The organism is Mycobacterium colombiense (assembly GCF_001672755.1).
GTDB lineage: Bacteria > Actinomycetota > Actinomycetes > Mycobacteriales > Mycobacteriaceae > Mycobacterium > Mycobacterium colombiense_C.
Map to the genome: position 1 here is coordinate 150,993 of NZ_LZKI01000115.1, position 16,688 is coordinate 167,680.

Genomic DNA, 16,688 nt, shown 5'->3' on the forward strand with positions numbered 1-16,688 from the left:
ATGACTGCGGCTAAGCACAAAGCGTTGGCGGTGGCGCTCAGCGCGGTCATGGTCAGCTCCGGTTGCGCCACCAATGGGCTGTCCAGCCTGCCGCTGCCGGCACCGGGCATCGGCAACGGCGGATACCTGCTCAACGCCGTCTTCTCCAACGCGCTGAACCTGCCGGCCCACGCGAAGGTCAAACTCGCCGGCGCCGATGTCGGAGAGCTCGAATCGATGGTCGCACGCAACTACACCGCGGTGACGACGCTGCGAATCATGGACGGTGTCCGCGTCCCGGTCGGTAGCACCGCCGAGCTGCGGTCGGCGACACCGCTCGGCGACGTGTTCGTCGCGATCAAGCCCCCGGCTCCGATGGACCCCGGCGCGCCGCTACTGAAGAGCGGCGACACCATCGGCCTGCCGGCCACCCGCGCCGCCGCCACCGTGGAGAGCGTGCTGAGCTCGGCCGCGCTGCTGGTCAACGGAGGCTCGGTCCGAAATTTCACCAACATCGTCAACGGCGCCGGCAAGGCGACCGGCGACCAGGGACGCGCCTTCGGAGACCTGATCAACCGAACCAATCTACTTCTGGGCAAACTCAATTCGCGCTCGGACCAGATCGACGCCGCTGTGACCGAGACGGCCGGCCTGGCCGACCGGCTGGACCAGAAGAACCAAGCGATCACCGACGTTCTGCAAGCCATCGGGCCGGCGACGAACGTGTTGTCCAGCAACGCCGACGAAATAGCCGACGTGGTCGGCGAGCTCGGCGCCACGACGCATCAGCTGTCGAAATTCCCGTCGATCGCCGGGACCGACAAGACCGGCCGCAGCGTCATCAAGGACGCCAACACCATCGCCGCCGCATGGAATGACGTCGTGCTGAGCCCCGACACCAGCCTCGCCGGCCTCAACCGGCTGATTCCCCCGTTCGTGAAAGCCACTCCCAGCGACGCGATTTCGGTGCGCGGTAGCTTCGATCGCCTGGTCATGGGATCGCGACCGGGTACCGGGGCGGAAACCGGGGGATTCAAGGGCGATCCGGCTTTTCACGGGCCTATGCGCCGCGACTGGAACTACATGATCGGCTCGATCAAATACGTCCTGTGGCGCCTGCAAGAGCGGGTCGTGGGCCGCGGGCCCCAAACACCGATGGGCCAAAGCCCGTGGACGCCGGTCGGTCCGCCGCTTCCTCCCGCGCCCGCCGGCGAGGCGCCGCTCGACCCGATGATCCCGGAACCACCGCGATGATCGACACCATCGGCGGACTCATCGTCGGTGTGGTCAGGGCCGGCCACCGGCGGCGCGCCTGGCTGTCCGGGCTCGCGCTGGTGCTGACCCTGGTGGTCGGCGTGACCTACCTGGCGCTCGGGGCGCTACGGATCAATCCCCTGGAATCGACCTACCGGGTCACGATCCGGCTACCCGAATCCGGTGGGCTGCTGGCCAATCAAGACGTATCGGTCCGCGGGATCCGGGTCGGGCGGATCCAATCGCTGCGGCCCACACCCACCGGCGTCGAGGTCGTCGCCAATATCAATGCCAATACCAAGATCCCCGCCGCCAGCCCGGTACGAGTGTCCGGGTTGTCTCCGGCCGGCGAGCAGTACATCGATTTCGAGCCCGCATCCAATACCGGCCCGTTCCTGTCGAACGGCAGCGTGATCGGCCCACAACACGCCGCCACACCCATCCCGCTCTCACAAGTGCTCGCCGACGCCGACGGGCTGCTGGCCCAAACCGACCCGAAGAAGCTCGAAATCGTTAAAAGGGAACTGAGTTTGAGCAAGGAGGGTCCGCAGAAGCTGACCGACATCATCGACGGCTCCACCTTCCTGCTGTCGACAATCGACCCGGTACTGCCGCAGACGGTGAGCATGCTCAAGACCAGCCGGGTGGTGCTGACCACGCTCTCCGACAAGAATGCCGGCCTCGGTGCGACGTCGCGCAACGTCGGCGATCTCATGACCGGCGTCAACAAAATGGACCGTGGCTACCGCAAATTCGTCGATCAGACCCGGCACGCCCTGTCCAAAGTGGACAACCTGTTCGACGACAACTCCGACACCATGGTCGGGCTACTGGCCAACCTGGTGACCACCGCACGGATCATCTACCTACGAGTCCCGGCGTTGAACGCCGTCTTCCCCGACTATCGCGGCTCCACACTCGAGGCCCTGATGACCACCATGCACGAGCATGGACTGTGGGCAACCGCCGACATCTACCCGCGTTACACATGCGACTACGGCACCCCGCGGCGGCCGTCGTCATCGGCGGACTACCCCGAACCCTTCCTATACACCTACTGCCGAGACGACGACCCCCAGGTATTGGTCCGGGGAGCCAAGAATGCGCCCCGACCGGGCGGTGACGACACCGCGGGCCCGCCGCCCGGCGCCGACCTCGGCCGAACCGCCGATCCAACCCCGAAGGGGCGCTTCACCATTCCGACGCCGTACGGCGGACCGGTGCTGCCGATAGAGCCGCCCCACTAAACCCACGAGCATCGACACCGCAAGGAGGCGCCACCGTGACGATCACCGCCGACCAGGATTGCAGCGCGAGCGACGACATTGAGAAGCCGCCCGATGACGGGCAGGAGGCGCCCGTCGGCGCCGACGAACACATCGCGAAAGGCGTTGCCCGGCCGTGGAAACGCTACGCCCGGATCGCGCTCGTCGTCGCCGTCTACGTGGGAGCGGTCGGCCTGGCCGGGGGGCTGGGCTGGAAGCTATGGGACGAGCACACGGTGAGCCAGGCCGGGCAGGCCGCCGAGCGGACCGCGGTCAACTATGCCCAGGTGCTGACGAGCATCGATTCCAACCAGGTCGACCAGAACTTCTCCGCCGTACTTGATGGAGCCACAGGGGAATTCAAGGACACCTACACCAAAGCCAGTGCGCAGCTTCGGCAGTTGCTCATCGACAATAAGGCCGCGGCGCACGGAACGGTGGTCGCCTCTGCGATCCAATCGCAGACGAAGAACAAGGTGGTGGTGTTGCTGATGGTGGACCAGACCGTCAGCAACGCGGTGCGTCCTGACGGCCGGGTCGACCGAAGCCGGATGAAGGTCACGATGGAAGACGTCGGTGGCCGCTGGCTGGCCAGCAAAGTCGAATTACCTTAGGACATTTCGATTATGCGGATGATCCGGCTCTCGATCGCTGTAGCAGCGGTGACGACGGCGGTGTTGAGCGCACCGGTGACATCGGCGTCGGCGCAGTCGTTCTGCGGCGATCTCGGCGGCGATTGGGACGGGCAGTACTGCCACACCTCGGTGTTATCCGAGCGAAAGGCCGTTCGCGACATCAAGTTAGCGCTGCCCGGTGATCTGGTCGAGAACCCCACCAGCGGGCCGCCCATCCGCGAATACCTGCGCAACCTGATGAACAACTGGCGCACCAAGGGCGCTGCAATGGTCCAGGACAGTTGGGGTGAGGAGAACTATCAGGTGTTCCCCCATGGGCGCGCACTCAGCGTTGCCTTCCACGAGGACTACCACGCCGACGGTCCGGCGTTCAACAACGCGTATCGCACGTTCACCTTCGATATGGCGGGTGGCAGGCGGTTACAGCTGGCCGACATCACCAAGCCGGATGTCGATCCGCTGACCGCCATTCCGCCGCTGGCCGAGCCGTTCATCCAAGAGGCACTCGACCGCGCCGCCTGGCAGCACAACCCGGGCACGTATCCGTTCACCGTCGATCGCTGGACACCGGACAAGGTGTTCTCGGGCGGCTATAAAGCATGGGCGCTCACGCCCGACGAGCTGATCCTGTACATGCCGGATTATCCGGTCGGCCACGACTCTCCCATCCAGTACGGGCAGTCCCAGCAGTGGTCGATGGACGGAGGCGCCGTGGAGCCGCACATTCCGCTCAGCGCACTCAGCGCGGTACTGCGTCCGGAATTCGGCGGAGCGTAACGGGGATAGACGTCTGATGACCTCGGGCACAACGCTGCGTCCAGTCGTGCGTGGTCGGCTCGCCGACTGCGCGATTCCGGTCGTCTACCGATCGCCCGGACAGCCGTCGCTGCGGCTACGGTGATCTGTATGCCGTCGGCTAGCCGCTCGTCCGCAGATCAGGTAAAGCGGCGCCCGAAGGACCGCAAGGTCCAGATCGCCCGCGCCGCCACCGACGCGTTCAGCGAGTTGGGCTATCACGCGGTGAGCATGGAGAACATCGCGGCGCGGGTGGGAATCTCCGCGGCCGCGCTGTACCGCCACTCCCAGGGCAAATACGACCTTTTCCGTGACGTCTTCCTGGCGCTGGGGCAGCAACTCGTCGACGCCACGGCCTTTGCGGACGCTTTGCCCGCCGATGGCGATCCCGAAGAACAACTCATTGCGCTCACGGATGCGCTGATCGACACCACGATCGTCAACCGCACCGCCGGCGGACTGTATCGGTGGGAGGGCCGCTACCTGCAGGGCGACGATCAGCGCGCTCTGGCCGAACAGATCAAACTGATCAACCGCCGCCTGCAGCGTCCGCTGATGAGGCTGCGGCCGAAATTGACGTCGCGGCAACGCTGGATCTTGTCGGCGGCCACCCTCAGTGTCATCGGCAGCATCACCGACCACCGGTCCCGCCTGGGTAATGCCGAGATCCGCGCGGCGCTGGCCGATATCGCCACCGCGGTGTTGCAAGCCGAATTGCCGGGCCACCGCGGTCGCGGATCCGAGCAGCCGCGGTCATCGACGCTGACCAGCGCCGCCGGAAGTTATGAACTTCTCTTGCACGAATCGATGCGCCTGTTCAACGAGCGCGGCTATCGCGAAACCGGAATGGAAGACATCGCCGCGGCGGTCGGCATACCAGTCGCCAGCATCTATCAATACTTTCCGGGGAAGGCCGCCATTTTGGCGGTCTACTACCGGCGCGCCGCCGACCAGCTCTCCGGTGACCTGTCCAGCATCCTGGCCACCAACGCCGACCCGGAACAGGCTCTCGCGCAACTCATCGAGGCCTACGTCACCCGGTCCTTCGCCAACCCCGAACTGGCCTGCGTGTACTACACCGAGCGGCACAACCTGCCCGACACAGACGCGGTGCTGCTCTACAACATTCAGCGCTCCACCGTCGAATCCTGGGCCAGCCTCGCCGTCGCGGCCAGCCCGGAGCTCACGCTCGGCCGCGCCCGATATGCCGTCCACGCCGCGTTCGCCCTCGCGGTGGACATCGGGCGACTGGTTTACCCCGACACCAGCGCTGCCGCCGGCCTCACGGTGCGCCGCCTGATGGAGGTCACGGTGCTGGGGCGACCGGCCGCAGGTGCCCGTAGCGCGCCCCGGGGCGGCCGGCAGCGGCGTTGACAGGGCTTCGGTTGACGATCCTCAGTCGAAGAACGAATCTCCACTTGCTAGTTGAACATTCGGCTCGCCGGACCGCCCGGTGCGGCCGAACGTCGTGTTCCGGCACCGTATCTCCGTAATGGACCACGGTTTCTGAGCGCTGCCGATCGGGGGACGGCACTACCGAATCGAGCGAACCGGCATTAACATAGATGCGTCTAATCCGCGCGCCGGGGCTTGCGGTGCTCACACTACGGGTGGGCCGGCTTCGAACCCGGCAGCGCCTGCGCGAAAGGCATGCCCATGCTCGCCAGGATTCGCACACTCCTGGAGTATCAATTGACCATCGCCGAACTGCTGGGCCTGGCAATACTGCTCGGAACCCCGTACCTGATCGTCGGCGTGATCTGGTCGAGCACCCACACCCAGCACCTGCACGACATGCACGGCGCCGATCTGGTGGTGTCGTTCCTCGGCTCGATCGTGTCGTGGCCGGTGCTGCTTTTCGCCAACGTGTGCATGACCTAGGGGGCTCGTATGGCCAACCGCGGGCCGCTCATCGTCTCCGCTGCCGTGGTGTTCCTGGCCGGGGGGCTGTTCGCGCTGTACCTTCCGGTGTTCATCGACGCCTACGATCAATTCGGCTGGCAAGTCAAGTGCGGCAACGGCTTTACGGCGGAGCTGAACCAGGCGTCAAGCGCGGTCGGTCCGGCGGGCGGCAACTACGTTAACCAATGTGGTAGCGCGTTGATGGTGCGACGACTGTGGGCCATCCCGACAGCGGTCCTGGGCGGGATGGCGCTGACCTGGGAGGCAGCAGCGGTGCTCGCCCATGACCGCCGGCAGCCGGGGTCATCTAGTCCGCAGCACAGCCCCCATCCTGAGGCCGTGACGCCTAAACGCGGACAAATACCTTGCGAATAATGATCTTTCGCTGACTTACCGCGTGCTCTCGTCGGGAAGGTCGTGCCGAGATTGGTGCAATCCCGGGCCGTCTGGATCTTCGTCCTGGTGATCGAGTTGCTCCTGCAGCTTGCGCTGTTCCTCGGTTGCCTTCCGGGCGTCTTCGGGTGCAGCGGGCGGGTCGAAGTTGACTTGCTGATCCACCGAGATCTCCTCTGAACGTCTGTACTGCTCTATGCAGGATCTCCCGAATGACGGCCCTCGAAACCCGGCCAATCTTGACGGTGCCGACCGCGCTGCTCACGGCGCCGGGGAAGTCAATATTGCTTGACCACCGCCCGCGGCGCCGTTCGCCATGTTCTGCTGCCGTTCTCCTGCCGGCGGGGCGGTTCGAGTAGCAATACGGCCAGCCCGTCGAGCAGCACAGGGCGCACCCAGTCGCCCAGTTCGATCACCTCGCCGGAGCGGGGCTGGCGGTGCATGGCGTCGCGGGCGAGGTCGATGGGTGCCATGGCGAAAACCGTCTCCACGGTGGCCTGATCGGGCAGTTTGCGGATGCCGGGCAAGGTGATGAACAGCCCGTCGTTGCCGGACAGGTGCAGTCCGACCGCCGCGAGCGCGCCGGTCATGCCCCCGCGGGTACCGCCGTGTCCGGACAGATGCACACCGAGTGCCGGCGCGAGTTCGCGAGCTTCGTTCAGATGCAACACTTCTCGCTTGGCGCGCCGCCCGAAGTCGATCAGTCGCGGCGCGCCGCCGGCGAGTTCGCCGGGAACGACGACGGCAAGTCCGGGGTCGGCATCGGGAGGGCATACCCGTTCCAAGAATTGCCCGGCGAGTTCGACGATCCCGGTCCGCACCGCGTGAGGATCGCCGTTGGGGCTTCGCCAGGCCAGGCACGCGCTCGAGTTGTGGGACGTATACGGGATCCGGTCGTCGACGAGCAGCTGATGACGCGTGGCGCCCGCGGGGGAGCCGAGGCCCGCCGCTTGCAGCTCGTGGAGTAGGGCCCGGGCTCGCCGACCCGTGCCGGGGGTATACGGGTTGTCGGTGTCGTCGATCCCGATCAGCAGGTCCACGTCGGCCAGCGCGGTACGGCCCGTCACGGGTTGACCACCAGGTCGGTGACATCGCGAACCCACTGCTCACGGCCGAGTTTTGTGCCGGTGAGCTTGAGGGTGTTGCGTTTGGTGAAGCCGAGAATGGTCTGATCATCGAGCTCGGCCGCCGTCAGGATTTGGGCCGGGTCGCGGCCTTCCACCCGCACCTTGTTGACGCCGGTCGCGCCCGCGGCCTCGAGGATCGAACGCACGCTGGGTCCCTTCTGGACCTGCGCGCCGTGTGATTGCGGCGTCGCGACCTCGACCTGAGGGAGCTGCTGAAGCTGCGAAATGGCGAATCGTTGCAGCACTTGGTGGTTCTCCTGCACGACGAGTTGTAGCCCGTTCTCCGACCCGCCGCATGCGACGAGACCGCCACTCATGACCAAGACCGCAATCGCCCGAGCCAAAGCCCCATTGCTGCGCATTTACGGATCCCATCCTGTGAATACGCCGTAAATAAGGATGAGTGTAGGTCCTGGCGACTTATGATTCCCCGATGACCGTGATGCAGCGCCCGGCGGCCCGGCTGAGTGGCATTCGGGAGGTGGTTTTCCCACTGCTGGCGGTCGCCGTCATCGTGGTCTCCACCGACGTCAGGATTCCGCTGGGTCTGCCGGGACACCGTGGGTTGATCTGGCTGACCATGCTGGTGGCGGTTGCGCTGGCGACGGCACGGCGCGAGACGGTGCTGGCGGTCGGCGCGGCGTCATGGATTGCGGCGTTGCCGGTGCACGGGTTGAGCGATCCGTTGTGGAGCTGTCGCTATCTGGCGGCCGCCGTGTTGCTGTATGCCGTGGCAATTCTTCCCGTTGTGCGGGTGCGCCGGTGGTTGCTCGCGGTCGCTGCCGCGCCCATTCACCTTGTCGCGCTTGCCGGTTCGGTGCTTTCGTGGCACTCCGGAGCCAACCTCTCGGCGTGGGCATCGAACGGGATGCTCGAGCGGGCGGGCTGGCATCTGGTTTTCGGGTTTGCAGCCGGCCTGCTCGCCTGGGTGGTGGCACTCGGTCTGGGTCGGCCGCCGTCAGTTCGCGCCGGCGCATTTTGTGACGGAAGCCGATACAAGGAGCGGCCGCTATGACGCTACGAGTTCTTCCCGAGGGCCTGGCCGCGACGAGCGCGGCGGTCGACGCGATCACCGCTCAACTGGCGGCAGCGCATGCGGCCGCGGCCCCGGTGGTTTCGGTGGTGGTTCCGCCTGCGGCCGACCCCGTATCCCTGGCCGCCGCCGCCGTGTTCAGCGAGCGCGGCGGCCAGCATTCGGCCGCGGCGGCCAAAGGTGTCGAAGTCCTGGGTCGGGCCGGGTTGGGGGTGAGTCTGGCCGGCGTCAACTACGTTGCCGGTGATGCGGCGGCCGCGTCCAGCTACCTGGGTGCAGGCTGACGATGACCGCGCCGGTGTGGATGGCCTTTCCGCCAGAAGTGCACTCGACGCTGCTGAGCAGCGGCCCGGGGCCCGGCCCGCTGCTGGCGGCCGCAGCTACCTGGACATCGTTGAGCACCCAATATGATTCGGCGGCAACCGAATTGACGGCCGTGTTGAGCGGGTCCGTCCCCGTCTGGGACGGCCCGACCGCCGACAGGTACGTCGCCGCGCACATGCCATACCTGGCGTGGCTACAGCTGGCGGGCGCGTTGAGCGCCGAGGCGGCCGCCCAACATCAAGGGGTGGCCAGCGCATACACCGCCGCGCTGGCCGCGATGCCGACGCTGCCGGAACTGGCCGCCAATCATGCGACCCACGCGGCCTTGGTGGCGACGAATTTCTTTGGGGTCAACACGATTCCGATCGCGGTCAACGAGGCCGACTACGCGCGGATGTGGGCTCAGGCGGCCACCACCATGACCACCTACCAGGCGACGACCGACGCCGTGCAGATGAGCAGCGTCGCCGGGTCGGGAACCGGAGGTAAGGCCGGCAGCGGCAGCGGGTCCGGAACGGGGGCGGGCACCGGGACCGGAACTGGAACCGGAACTGGCACGGGTACCGGGACCGGCACGGGGACCGGCACCGGAGCGGGAAGCGGCACCGGCGGAGGCACCGGTGCGGGTGGCGGCGGCGGTACGGGTTCCTTCCAGCTGCCCACCCCCGAAGAGATCTGGGAAATGCTGTTCGGGCCCGACGGCGAGCAGATCCCCGGCCAGGGCCAGCCGAACTGGAGTCCGTCGGAGTACCTGCAGAATCTAGGGAACTTCTTCAACGGCAACGCTCAGGCCGTGGCCTGGCTCCAGCAGAATCTTTCGGGTCTGCTCAACCCGTCCCAGTTCCCGGCGCTGATCAACTATTTCATCGCGTGGCAGACCTACCGCATCATCAACTGGACCATCCGGACCCTGCGGTTCATCCTCCAAGAGTTGCCGCTGCTGCTACAGGTCGGCTTGAGCCTGTCCATCACCAGCCTGGGAGGGCTGGCCGGTCTGGCGGGACTGGCGGGGTTGGCCGGCTTGGCCGCACCGGCGAGCGTTCCCGCTCCCGCTGCCATGCCGCAACCCGCCGCGGTCGGCGTGCAACCGCCGGTGGTGTCGGCCGCTCCGGCGATGGCTCCGATGGCCCCGACCAGCCCGGTGGCACCGGCGACATCGGTGGCCTCGACGCCTGCACCCGCGGCCGCCGCGATTGCTCCGCCGACGACTCCGCCCATACCTCCGGCCCCGGCGACCGGAGCCGAGGGCTTCGGCTACATGGTGGGCAGCGTCGGCCTTGGCATGGAAGCGAAGGCGCAAACCCGGGCCGGAAGCGCGCTAGCCGCCCGGCAGCCGGCAGCATCTGCGGCCGGCATCGCGGTGGGCGAGCAGGAGCAGGGCCGCTCCCGCCGGCGTCCGCGATCGGTCGTCGACCCCGGATACCGCTACGAATTCATCGAGGCCGACGACGACGCAGCCGCGGTCGCGTCGGCAGTGCCGAATCGGTATCTGCCCTCGGACTCCGGCGGCTCGATACACGGCTTCACCGGCACGTTGTCCAAACCGGACGTCCGCGCTTCGGGCCTGAACACGTTGGCCGGCAACGAGTCCGGTGACGGCGCCCGCATACCGATGCTGCCGGAGAGCTGGGACGGCCCGTAGGCTGAGCCGCCCTCTGTGGCGCGGTCAGCCGAGGTGCGCGGACAGTAACCAGGCGCCCACGGACTTGCGACCGTTCTCCTCGTCGCGAATGTCGGCACCGGCGAAGGCTTCGAAGCCCGCCAGGAAACTCTCAGGCACGTTGGCGTGGATGCGGGCCGGCCGGATCTCGTCGATCACCCAGTACTTCGAGACCACCTCGCGCAACTCGGGCTCGGTGACCGCATTGACTGGGCCGTCGACCGGCATCGCGGCGCGATCGAAGACGAGCACGAAGTACGAGGCGCCCGGCGCCGCGGCCCGCACGATCGACTGCTGATAGCCATCACGCAATTCAACGGGCATCGAGTGGAACAGGGTGCTGTCGACGATGGTTCCGAAGCGGCCGTCGTAACCGGTGAAGGCGCTGATATCCGCAACGGCGAAGGTGGCACTGGTAAGTCCCCGTCGGGCGGCTTTCTCGGTGGCCAGCGCGATGGCGGTGGGTGACTGGTCCAGACCCACCGTGGTGAAGCCGCGCTCGGCGAGATACAGCGACACCGCCGCCTCGCCGCAACCGGCATCGAGCACGTCGCCGTGGAATTTGCCGTCCTCGATGAGGGCCGCGATCTCTGGCTGCGGCTCACCGATGCTCCACGGCGGCCGGTTGCCCTCGCCCATCTCGGGAGCCTCACCCCGGTAGGCGGATTCGAACATCTCTTGAGTGGGTTGCGTCATGACCCGTTTATATCAACGACCCTGATATATGTCAATGAAGCTGATATATAGGGCACCGGCGCGCCGGATCGCAGCTGGTTACCGGGACAAATTGACGCGCCGCTAGCCCAGCCTGGGGTTAGCGTTGCTCCTACGTGAGGGTTGCGGTCAGGTAGCCGGACGCTTGGCCGAACGAGGCCAACTCGTCCTCGGGTACCGCAAATCCCTGGGCGGCGAAAGCCTGCTCGGTCGTCCGAATATCGATCCGCCACCCGCGTGCGGCCAGGTATTCGCCGGCGGGATTGCGGTCGCCGGTGTAGAACAACTCGGCCAGATTGATGTTGGAGCCGATGCGCTGAGACCGCTCGGTCAGCTTCTGGGCCCAGTCCGAGGGGATGTCGCGCAGGTCCATGTGTTCGGTGGCGATCCGGCTGCCCGGCGCCGAAACGGCGACGATGTTGTCGAACAACCGGTCTTGCGCCTCGGGCGGCAGGTAAACCAGGAGTCCCTCGGCGCTCCACGCGGTTGGCTTGTGGGCGTCGAACCCGGCCGCCACGAGGGCCGACGGCCAGTCGTCGCGCAGGTCGATCGACACGGTGCGGCGCTCAGCGGTGGGTGTGGCGCCCAGATCGGCCAGGGTGCGCGTCTTGAATTCGATCACCTCAGGCTGGTCGATCTCGTACACGACGGTGCCCGCCGGCCAGGGCAGCCGGTAGGCCCGGGTGTCCAAGCCGGACGCCAAAATGACGGCCTGCTGGACACCCGATTCTGTCGCCCGCACGAAGAAGTCGTCGAAGAACCGGGTGCGCACCGCGATCTGCTCCTTCACGGCCTGGCGGTTCAGCAGTGGATCGTCGCTGCGGTCAAGCTGGTTGTCGAGGAGCTTGATGAAGACATCGCTGCCAACCGCGCGGACCAGCGGATCGGCCCAGGGGTCATTCAGCAAGGGCTCCGGGCCCTGGGAGGCAATCGCCCGCTGTGCGGCGACTGCCGTTGCGGTGGCCCCGACGCTGGACGCCAGATCCCATGTGTCGTTCTCGGTGCGGGCCACGCCCATCTCCTCTCCGCGTCCTGCGCGCATTTAGTTAGCGTATTTAAGCGACTCCTCGACTGTACTCCTTGGCGCGCGGGCCACCGGTCCAAGCGGCGCCGGCCGCGCGGGCGAGCCCCGGGAATGCAGCGTTAGGGCTCGGGTGTTCGCTATGGGTATGGCTGACGAAATCGAATTGAGCCCGCGGGGTTGGGTGCGCGACCAGACCGAACGAATTCTGAGTCAAGGCACAACCGATGGAGTCGAGGTCTTCGATCGGCCGATCGTTCTGCTGACCGTCACCGGGGCGAAGTCCGGCAAGCAGCGCTATGTCCCGTTGATGCGGGTCGAGAAGGATGGCCGCTACGTCATTGTCGCGTCGCACGGCGGCGCGCCGGAGCATCCGGTTTGGTACTTCAACCTGAAGACGAATCCGGCGGTGACGCTGCAAGACGGGGACAAGGTTGTCGCGTTGACGGCCCGCGAACTCCAGGGCGCCGAGCGCGAGGAGTGGTGGCAGCGGGCCGTTGAGGCGTTTCCGCCGTACGCGGAATACAAGACGAAGACGGCGCGGCAGATCCCCGTTTTCGTCCTGGAGTAGCCGCTTTCGATCCCGTGGCGGGCCGTTGGCACCGGGTGCCGAAAAAATTTGCATTCGATATGCACCCGGCTCGTCCGGTTGACCCCTTGTGTCCCGCCCACCTACCTTCGAACGCATAGGCCAGGCATGTCCCGCCGAACAATGATGTTCAGATAGCTGTAATCGCCTGCGCTGCGCGGTGTTACGCAACGATTGCTCTGCCGTGACCGGGTGGATCTCGAAAAGCCCACCGCCGATGACCAATTCAGGGGAGGGCCAGTGACGCACGTGAAACAGCCAGAACCGCACTGCATGGAGGACGGCCCTCCTTCTCGGCTCGACCGGCTGCGTGAGGTCCTGCAATATGACCTGCCGGCCTCGTTGGTCGTCTTCCTGGTGGCGCTGCCGTTGTCGCTCGGGATCGCGATCGCTTCGGACGCGCCGGTTCTCGCCGGCCTGATTGCAGCGATTGTCGGGGGAGTCGTCGGTGGGTGGATAGGTGGATCGCCGTTACAGGTCAGTGGCCCGGCGGCCGGGCTGACCGTTGTCGTCGCCGAATTGGTGTCCCAGTTCGGCTGGGCGATCACATGTTTCATCACCGTGATCGCCGGGCTTTTGCAAGTCCTGTTGGGGTTCAGCCGCATTGCCCGCGCCGCCCTGGCGATATCACCTGTGGTGGTACATGCGATGCTGGCCGGCATCGGCATCACGATTGCGTTACAACAAGTCCACGTGCTGCTGGGCGGCTCCTCGAAGAGCTCGGCCTGGAGCAATGTCACCGGACTGCCCGCACAGATTATGGGTGCGCACCGGCCGGGGCTGGTCCTGGGTCTCCTCGTGATCGCTATTCTGGTTGCCTGGCGCTGGGTTCCGGCCCGGGTGGCCAAAGTTCCAGGCCCGCTCGTCGCGATCGTGGTAGTCACGGCCATTTCGGTGATCCTCCCGTTCAACGTATCCCGCATCGTGCTGGACGGCTCAGTGCTCGATGCGCTGCGCCTGCCTTCGGTGCCGCATGGGAATTGGGGAGCTGTCGTCGTCGCCGTCATCACCGTCACCTTGATCACCAGCGTGCAGAGCCTGCTGACCGCGGTATCGATCGACCGCATGCACACCGGCGCGCGAACCGACTTCAACCGCGAGCTGATCGGGCAGGGTGCGGCGAACATCGCGTCGGGTGCCATCGGCGGGCTTCCCATCGCGGGTGTGATCGTGCGCAGCGCCGCCAACGTGAATGCCGGCGCCAAGACGCGCGCCTCGACGATCATGCACGGCGTCTGGATACTGCTGTTCGCCGTACCGTTCGCGGGACTCGTCGAAAAGATCCCCACCGCCGCGCTTGCCGGCCTGCTCATCGTCATCGGCATCGAGCTGTTGAAGCCCGCACACATCGAAACCGCTTTGCGCAACGGCGATCTCGCCGTCTACTTAGTGACCGTGGTTTGCGTCGTGTTCCTCAACCTGCTGCACGGCGTCATGATCGGCCTGGCGTTGGCCGTCGCCGTGACCGGATGGCGGGTGGTGCGAGCCAGGATCGAGGCCGAGCCGGTTGGTGACGGGTGGCACGTCGTCGTTGAGGGAGCGTGCACCTTCCTGGCGCTGCCCCGGTTGACCGGAGTCTTGGCGTCCGTGCCCGAACGCACGTCGGTCACCATCCATCTGCTCACGAGTTATCTCGATCACGCGGCGCACCAGGCGATCAGCGACTGGCAACGCCGGCACTGTGCTACCGGCGGACAGGTCCAGGTTCGCGACACGATGGACACAGGGGACTCCGAAGCCCTGGCCACCAGTGGGCTCATGGATTCCGTTGGCGCCGGCGGGAAGTCATCGAAGGCCAACCGCCGTAACGTCCACCTGAGCCTGGTCGAGGAGTTGTCCGCGTCCGGGGCCAAGTAACCGGTCGGCGCGGCTACTTCAGGTCGGCGGCGACCTGCTCCAGAACGGCGAGGTGTTCGTCGACACTCGCGAAACCGGCCTTCATGGTGTTCACCGAAAGATGGCTGGCGCCCGCGGCTTTCCATGCGGCGATGGTGGCGGCGAGCTTGTCGCGGTCTTCGGTCCAGCTGACCCGGGCTTCCATTCCGAGGCTCTTCGGGTCGCGGCCGGCCACTTCGGCCGCGCGGTTCACCTGCTCGAGGGCATGGTCGAGTCCGGGGCCGGGCTCCAGCATCGGAAACCATCCGTCGCCCAGGCGACCGGCACGCTCGTACGCGCGGTCGGAGGCCGCACCGAACCACACCGGTATCGGGCGCTGGGTGGGCAGCGGGGCCAGGCCGGCCGCGGTCACCGTGTGGTATTTGCCGTTGTAGGTGACCGACCGCTCGGTCCACAGCTTGCGCATCACCTCGACCTGTTCCTCGGAGCGCCTGCCGCGGTTGGTGAACGACTCTCCGAGGGCCTCGTACTCAACGGCGTTCCACCCCAATCCGATTCCGAATCTGAAGCGGCCCCCGGTGAGCAGATCGACCTCGGCGGCCTGCTTGGCCGCCAGCACCGTTTGGCGTTGCGGCAAGATGATCACCCCGGTGACGAGTTCCAGCGAGGTGACCGCGGCCAGATAGCCCAGCATGACGAACGGCTCATGAAAGGTCGAGTCGATGTCATAGGGACCCTGGAAGCCGTGATGCACCGTCGGGTCGGCGCCGACGACGTGGTCGTAGGCGAGGATGTGAGTGAACCCCAGTTCCTCGACGCGCTGACCGTAGGTGCGGAGGATGGCGGGGTCCGGGCCGAGCTCGGTTTGCGGGAAGACGACTCCAATGCGCATTGGGTGTGCAACCATGCCGCGTCAGGTTTACTTCCCGTGTGACGAAAGGCGCAGCGACCAATCGGCACGGCAAATGTTCTGGGGGCGGTGTCGTCTTCTCACCTCTGGCGCAAGTGGTCGCTCGAGGCGACGGTTCTGGTGTGGTACCCGGGGGAATGGCCGACACCGCCGCGCTGATCAACCATGGCCGTCGGCGGGATATTCCGTCGCCGGATGACCGAGTCCGTATCGGCATCCAGGATGATGTAGTCGTGACGGCGAACAGGGTCAGCGGGGTGTTGAGAGTCGGCGAGATGGAGCCGACGTTCGAACAAGAGTTGGCTGCGCGCTACGAGATTCCGAAGCTGCCCGACGGACCTGCGCGAACGCAATTCCTCACCGAGCACGGCGCCGGTGTGCGCGTGCTGGTGACATCGGGATCGCCCGGCGTCGATGCCGCCACCATCGCGGCGCTGCCCAACCTGGAGGCCATCGTCAACAACGGGGCCGGAGTGGATCTGATCGATTTGGGTGCGGCGAAACGCCGCGGCATCGGCGTGAGCAACACTCCCGATGTGCTGTCGGACACGGTCGCCGACACGGCAGTGGGCCTGATCCTGATGACTCTGCGCCGGTTCGGTGCCGCCGACCGGTACGTGCGCGCCGGTCGATGGGCGCGCGACGGTGCGTTTCCCTACGCCAGAGATGTCAGTGGCCTGCAGGTCGGCATTCTGGGACTCGGCCGGATCGGGTCGGCGATCGCGACCCGGCTGCTCGGATTCGACTGCGCCATCGCCTATCACAACCGCCACCGCATCCAGGGATCACACTTCCGCTATGCCGAGTCGCCCATGGAGCTCGCCGAGTCGGTCGACGTCCTGGTGATCGCCACCACGGGCGACGCCGACACGCACAAGCTGGTCGACCGTGCGGTGCTGCAGGCCTTGGGTCCCGAGGGATACCTGATCAACATCGCGCGGGGCAGCGTCGTCGACCAGGACGCGCTGGTGGAATTGCTGGCCGCCGGGGAACTGGCGGGCGCGGGCCTGGACGTCTTCGCCGAAGAACCGCAGGTACCGGCCGAATTGTTCGACCTGGACAACGTGGTGCTTCTCCCGCATATCGGCAGCGCCACCGCACGGACCCGGCGGGCCATGGCGCTGCTGGCGATCCGTAATCTCGACAGCTACCTCGAAACCGGTGAATTGGTCACACCCGTCCTGCCGCCGCGCCGTCAGGACCTGTTTGACCGCGACTCGGCGCCCTGAGCAGGTGATTCGCGACGGCTAT

General features: G+C 66.3%; 18 protein-coding genes and 1 pseudogene. 13 read left to right on the forward strand and 6 right to left on the reverse strand.

The window, feature by feature from the left end:
* From A5708_RS16005 to A5708_RS16035, 7 genes and pseudogenes are all read left to right on the forward strand, one after another.
* Positions 1-1,233 carry an MlaD family protein gene (locus A5708_RS16005; protein WP_065029602.1) on the forward strand — a complete coding sequence of 411 codons (1,233 nt, stop codon included), beginning with the start codon at positions 1-3 and terminating at the stop codon, positions 1,231-1,233.
* A complete protein-coding gene (locus A5708_RS16010; RefSeq protein WP_065029601.1) occupies positions 1,230-2,480 on the forward strand; it encodes an MlaD family protein in 1,251 nt (416 codons plus the stop codon). The genes A5708_RS16005 and A5708_RS16010 overlap by 4 nt, the downstream gene beginning before the upstream one ends.
* Positions 2,481-2,515: 35 nt before the next feature.
* Complete coding sequence (locus tag A5708_RS16015) at positions 2,516-3,112, forward strand: Mce protein (RefSeq protein ID WP_065029552.1); 597 nt, start codon at positions 2,516-2,518, stop codon at positions 3,110-3,112.
* 12 nt (positions 3,113-3,124) lie between these two features.
* Positions 3,125-3,910, forward strand: a complete 786-nt coding sequence (locus A5708_RS16020) for a mannan-binding family protein (protein ID WP_065029553.1) — start codon at positions 3,125-3,127, stop codon at positions 3,908-3,910.
* A gap of 129 nt (positions 3,911-4,039) precedes the next feature.
* The gene (locus tag A5708_RS16025) at positions 4,040-5,302 is read left to right on the forward strand and encodes a TetR/AcrR family transcriptional regulator (RefSeq protein WP_065029554.1); all 1,263 of its coding nucleotides are present in this window, start codon (positions 4,040-4,042) and stop codon (positions 5,300-5,302) included.
* Between the two features lie 282 nt (positions 5,303-5,584).
* Positions 5,585-5,809 (forward strand): hypothetical protein, encoded by a 225-nt coding sequence (locus A5708_RS16030; RefSeq protein WP_064878624.1) that lies wholly within the window; start codon positions 5,585-5,587, stop codon positions 5,807-5,809.
* 9 nt (positions 5,810-5,818) lie between these two features.
* Positions 5,819-6,165, forward strand: a pseudogene (locus A5708_RS16035) (hypothetical protein).
* A 55-nt stretch (positions 6,166-6,220) separates the two neighbouring features.
* On the opposite strand, the gene A5708_RS27255 reads toward A5708_RS16035, so the two are convergent.
* The 3 genes from A5708_RS27255 to A5708_RS16045 form a co-directional block, all read right to left on the reverse strand.
* The gene (locus tag A5708_RS27255) at positions 6,221-6,388 is read right to left on the reverse strand and encodes a hypothetical protein (protein WP_170880089.1); all 168 of its coding nucleotides are present in this window, start codon (positions 6,386-6,388) and stop codon (positions 6,221-6,223) included.
* 113 nt (positions 6,389-6,501) lie between these two features.
* A complete protein-coding gene (locus A5708_RS16040; RefSeq protein ID WP_065029556.1) occupies positions 6,502-7,290 on the reverse strand; it encodes a hypothetical protein in 789 nt (262 codons plus the stop codon).
* The gene (locus A5708_RS16045; RefSeq protein WP_065029557.1) at positions 7,287-7,712 is read right to left on the reverse strand and encodes a hypothetical protein; all 426 of its coding nucleotides are present in this window, start codon (positions 7,710-7,712) and stop codon (positions 7,287-7,289) included. Before A5708_RS16045 ends, A5708_RS16040 begins: the two co-directional genes overlap by 4 nt.
* A 71-nt stretch (positions 7,713-7,783) precedes the next feature.
* On the opposite strand from A5708_RS16045, the gene A5708_RS16050 reads away from it, so the two are divergent.
* The 3 genes from A5708_RS16050 to A5708_RS16060 are packed head-to-tail and all read left to right on the forward strand — an operon-like array spanning position 7,784 to position 10,349.
* Positions 7,784-8,365, forward strand: coding sequence for a hypothetical protein (locus tag A5708_RS16050; RefSeq protein ID WP_065029558.1), 582 nt, complete (start codon positions 7,784-7,786; stop codon positions 8,363-8,365).
* Positions 8,362-8,667, forward strand: coding sequence for a PE family protein (locus tag A5708_RS16055; RefSeq protein ID WP_065029559.1), 306 nt, complete (start codon positions 8,362-8,364; stop codon positions 8,665-8,667). Before A5708_RS16050 ends, A5708_RS16055 begins: the two co-directional genes overlap by 4 nt.
* Positions 8,668-8,669: 2 nt before the next feature.
* Positions 8,670-10,349, forward strand: coding sequence for a PPE family protein (locus tag A5708_RS16060; RefSeq protein ID WP_196772655.1), 1,680 nt, complete (start codon positions 8,670-8,672; stop codon positions 10,347-10,349).
* Positions 10,350-10,373: 24 nt separating this feature from the next.
* Here A5708_RS16060 and A5708_RS16065 read toward each other — a convergent pair whose 3' ends face one another.
* Complete coding sequence (locus A5708_RS16065) at positions 10,374-11,063, reverse strand: class I SAM-dependent methyltransferase (protein WP_065029560.1); 690 nt, start codon at positions 11,061-11,063, stop codon at positions 10,374-10,376.
* Positions 11,064-11,193: 130 nt separating this feature from the next.
* Positions 11,194-12,099 carry a class I SAM-dependent methyltransferase gene (locus A5708_RS16070; RefSeq protein ID WP_231117931.1) on the reverse strand — a complete coding sequence of 302 codons (906 nt, stop codon included), beginning with the start codon at positions 12,097-12,099 and terminating at the stop codon, positions 11,194-11,196.
* Between the two features lie 151 nt (positions 12,100-12,250).
* Between A5708_RS16070 and A5708_RS16075 the strand changes: the two genes are divergently transcribed.
* Positions 12,251-12,673 (forward strand): nitroreductase family deazaflavin-dependent oxidoreductase, encoded by a 423-nt coding sequence (locus tag A5708_RS16075; protein ID WP_065029561.1) that lies wholly within the window; start codon positions 12,251-12,253, stop codon positions 12,671-12,673.
* Between the two features lie 291 nt (positions 12,674-12,964).
* Positions 12,965-14,548 (forward strand): SulP family inorganic anion transporter, encoded by a 1,584-nt coding sequence (locus A5708_RS16080; protein WP_065029562.1) that lies wholly within the window; start codon positions 12,965-12,967, stop codon positions 14,546-14,548.
* Positions 14,549-14,561: 13 nt separating this feature from the next.
* Here the strand turns inward: A5708_RS16080 and A5708_RS16085 are convergent, their stop codons facing one another.
* A complete protein-coding gene (locus tag A5708_RS16085) occupies positions 14,562-15,419 on the reverse strand; it encodes an LLM class F420-dependent oxidoreductase (RefSeq protein ID WP_065029563.1) in 858 nt (285 codons plus the stop codon).
* A 293-nt stretch (positions 15,420-15,712) separates the two neighbouring features.
* Between A5708_RS16085 and A5708_RS16090 the strand changes: the two genes are divergently transcribed.
* Positions 15,713-16,666, forward strand: a complete 954-nt coding sequence (locus tag A5708_RS16090; RefSeq protein WP_419538333.1) for a 2-hydroxyacid dehydrogenase — start codon at positions 15,713-15,715, stop codon at positions 16,664-16,666.
* The last annotated feature ends 22 nt before the right edge of the window (positions 16,667-16,688 follow it).